The sequence below is a fragment of the Stenotrophomonas sp. HMWF023 genome (genome assembly GCF_003060985.1).
In the GTDB taxonomy this organism is placed as follows: domain Bacteria; phylum Pseudomonadota; class Gammaproteobacteria; order Xanthomonadales; family Xanthomonadaceae; genus Stenotrophomonas; species Stenotrophomonas lactitubi.
In genome coordinates this window covers 1-2,268 of record NZ_QAIJ01000210.1, presented here as the reverse complement: position 1 = coordinate 2,268, position 2,268 = coordinate 1, and the positions used below count along the sequence as shown (strand labels likewise).

5 protein-coding genes are annotated in these 2,268 nt (G+C 67.1%); all 5 read right to left on the bottom strand.

Features of this window, described 5'->3' with window-relative positions; genetic code table 11:
- Positions 1-258 (bottom strand): gamma-glutamyltransferase (locus DBR20_RS23010; protein WP_258223303.1); only part of this gene is annotated, 258 nt, incomplete at its 3' end.
- The gene (locus DBR20_RS11345) at positions 255-536 is read right to left on the bottom strand and encodes a YfhL family 4Fe-4S dicluster ferredoxin (protein ID WP_025878828.1); all 282 of its coding nucleotides are present in this window, start codon (positions 534-536) and stop codon (positions 255-257) included. The genes DBR20_RS11345 and DBR20_RS23010, both read right to left, overlap by 4 nt.
- 132 nt (positions 537-668) lie before the next feature.
- A complete protein-coding gene (locus DBR20_RS11340) occupies positions 669-1,160 on the bottom strand; it encodes a hypothetical protein (protein WP_089240385.1) in 492 nt (163 codons plus the stop codon).
- 78 nt (positions 1,161-1,238) lie between these two features.
- Positions 1,239-1,748 (bottom strand): pantetheine-phosphate adenylyltransferase, encoded by a 510-nt coding sequence (gene coaD, locus DBR20_RS11335; protein WP_008267036.1) that lies wholly within the window; start codon positions 1,746-1,748, stop codon positions 1,239-1,241.
- 26 nt (positions 1,749-1,774) lie between these two features.
- Positions 1,775-2,268 (bottom strand): 16S rRNA (guanine(966)-N(2))-methyltransferase RsmD (gene rsmD, locus DBR20_RS11330; protein WP_108266242.1); only part of this gene is annotated, 494 nt, incomplete at its 5' end.

Here is a 2,268-nt window from a genome sequence, read left to right as displayed (position 1 = left end):
GTGCAGCAGGAAGAAGCCGCCGCCGCCCAGTCCCGAACTGATCGGCTCGACCACGGCCAGGGTCGAGGACACGGCCACCGCCGCGTCAAAGGCGTTGCCGCCCTGGGCCAGGATGTCGACACCGGCCTGGGTGGCCAAAGCGTGGCCGCTGGCGATGGCCGCGCCGTCAGGACGCTCGGCACGGGCCGGGGCATCAGCCCAGGCGATGGGGCTCAGCAGCAGGCCGAGCAACAACAGGGGGCGGGCGAACGGCTTCATTCGGATGGGGGCTCCGCATAGAGTTCGGGATGATCGTGCTGCAGTTGACGCAACTTGGCCAGCAGCTCGATTTCGGTTTCGACGATGTCCGGATCGGGGTCGATGCATTCGACCGGGCACACGACCACGCACTGCGGTTCGTCGAAATGACCCACGCACTCGGTACAGCGGGCGGGGTCGATCACGTAGATGGTTTCACCCATCGTGATGGCCTGGTTCGGGCAGGCCGGCTCGCATACGTCACAGTTGACGCAGAGCTCATTGATTTTCAGCGACATGGCGATACTCCACGCCCGCGCCTTGGGACAAGGACCGGCCTGCGCGGGCGCGCGGGCCGGTCAGGTCATCAGCGGCGCCCATCGCAGGGCGCCGCCCGGGTCGTGCCGCAGCACGACCGCCTCGGCTCGGTCTTACTTGGCTTCGACGAAAATGTACTCGGCACCGGTCGGCTGGACCACGGCCTGCACGCGGGCGTTGTCGGCGGACTGGCCGATGAAGACGACGCGCACGCCCTTCATGGAATCCGGCGAGACGTCCTTGAACACGACCTGGATCATGTCAGCCATCTTGCCCGAGGCCGACGAACCGAAGGCCAGCATGTTGCCCGGCTGCACGCCACGGGCCACAGCCTGGGTCGCGCTTTCGGTCTGGCGCTCGTACTTGGCCTGGAAGTCCGGGTCGGTTTCCGGCGAGAGGTAGTACAGGAACGGGCTGTTGGTGATGTTGCCCATGTTCTGGATGGCCACTTCCTGCAGGTACTTCTTCCAGCCTGCGTCGTCTTCCTTGGCCGGAGCGACCAGCGCCTGCTTGGCTTCGTCGACCGGAGCGGCTTCTTCCTTCTTGCAGGCGGTGAAAGCCAGGGCAAACGAGGCGATCAGCATCGCGCGCATGGTGTTGTTCATGGGTTTCCTCCCGGAATGTTGCGTGTTGGTGTGCGTAATGGGGTGCGTGGTACTACAGGATCTACTGCTGGGCAGGGCTTACGACTGCGCCGACTTCGCTTCGCGGACCTTGCGCAGCGCCTCGAGCACGGCGGCCGGCACGAAGCCGGACACATCGCCACCCAGGCGTGCGATCTCGCGGACCAGCGAGGACGAGATGAAGCTGTGCTGCTCGGCCGGGGTCAGGAACAGGGTCTCGACCTCCGGAATCAGGTGGCGGTTCATGCTCGCCATCTGGAATTCGTACTCGAAGTCGGACACCGCGCGCAGCCCGCGCAGCAGCACGCCGCCCTGCACCGAACGTACAAAATGGGCCAGCAGCGTATCGAAGCCGATGACCTCGACGTTGCTGTGGTGGCCCAGGGCGCCACGCGCCAGCTGCACGCGCTGTTCCAACGGCAATGCCGGTCCCTTCGAGGGGCTCTGCGCCACGCCCACCACGACCTTTTCAAACAGCGGCGCGGCCCGGCTCACCAGGTCGATATGACCGTTGGTGATGGGGTCGAACGTGCCGGGATAGACGGCGATGCGGCGGTTGGCCACGGTCATGGGCGGTTGCAGATGTTCAGATGAGGTCAAAGTGTAGCAGTGGCGCGGCGGTACAGGGCAAAGCGCACCTCGCGGGTGCTGCCATCGCGGTGCAGCAGCCATTCCGGGGGCAGCACCGGCACGTGGCTGGCCGGCGACTCCAGGTACAGCCAGGCATCGGCGGCCAGGTGCCGCGGCAACTGGGCCAGCACGTCCTGCCACAGGCCATCGGCGAACGGCGGGTCGATGAACACCAGATCTGCCTGCTGCGCCGGCGCGGCCTGCAGCCAGCGCAGCGCGTCGGCCTGGGCGACCGTGACGCTGTCGCCTGCCTGCAGTTTGGCCACGGCCGCGGACAGATTGCGCGCCAGCTGTGCGTCGCGCTCGACCAGGGTGGCATGCGCGGCACCGCGCGACACGGCTTCCAGGCCCAGCGCGCCGCTGCCGGCGAACAGGTCAAGCACGCGCGCCCCGCCCAGCTTGGGCGTCAGCCAGTTGAACAGGGTTTCGCGCACGCGGTCGCTGCTGGGCCGCAGGCCCG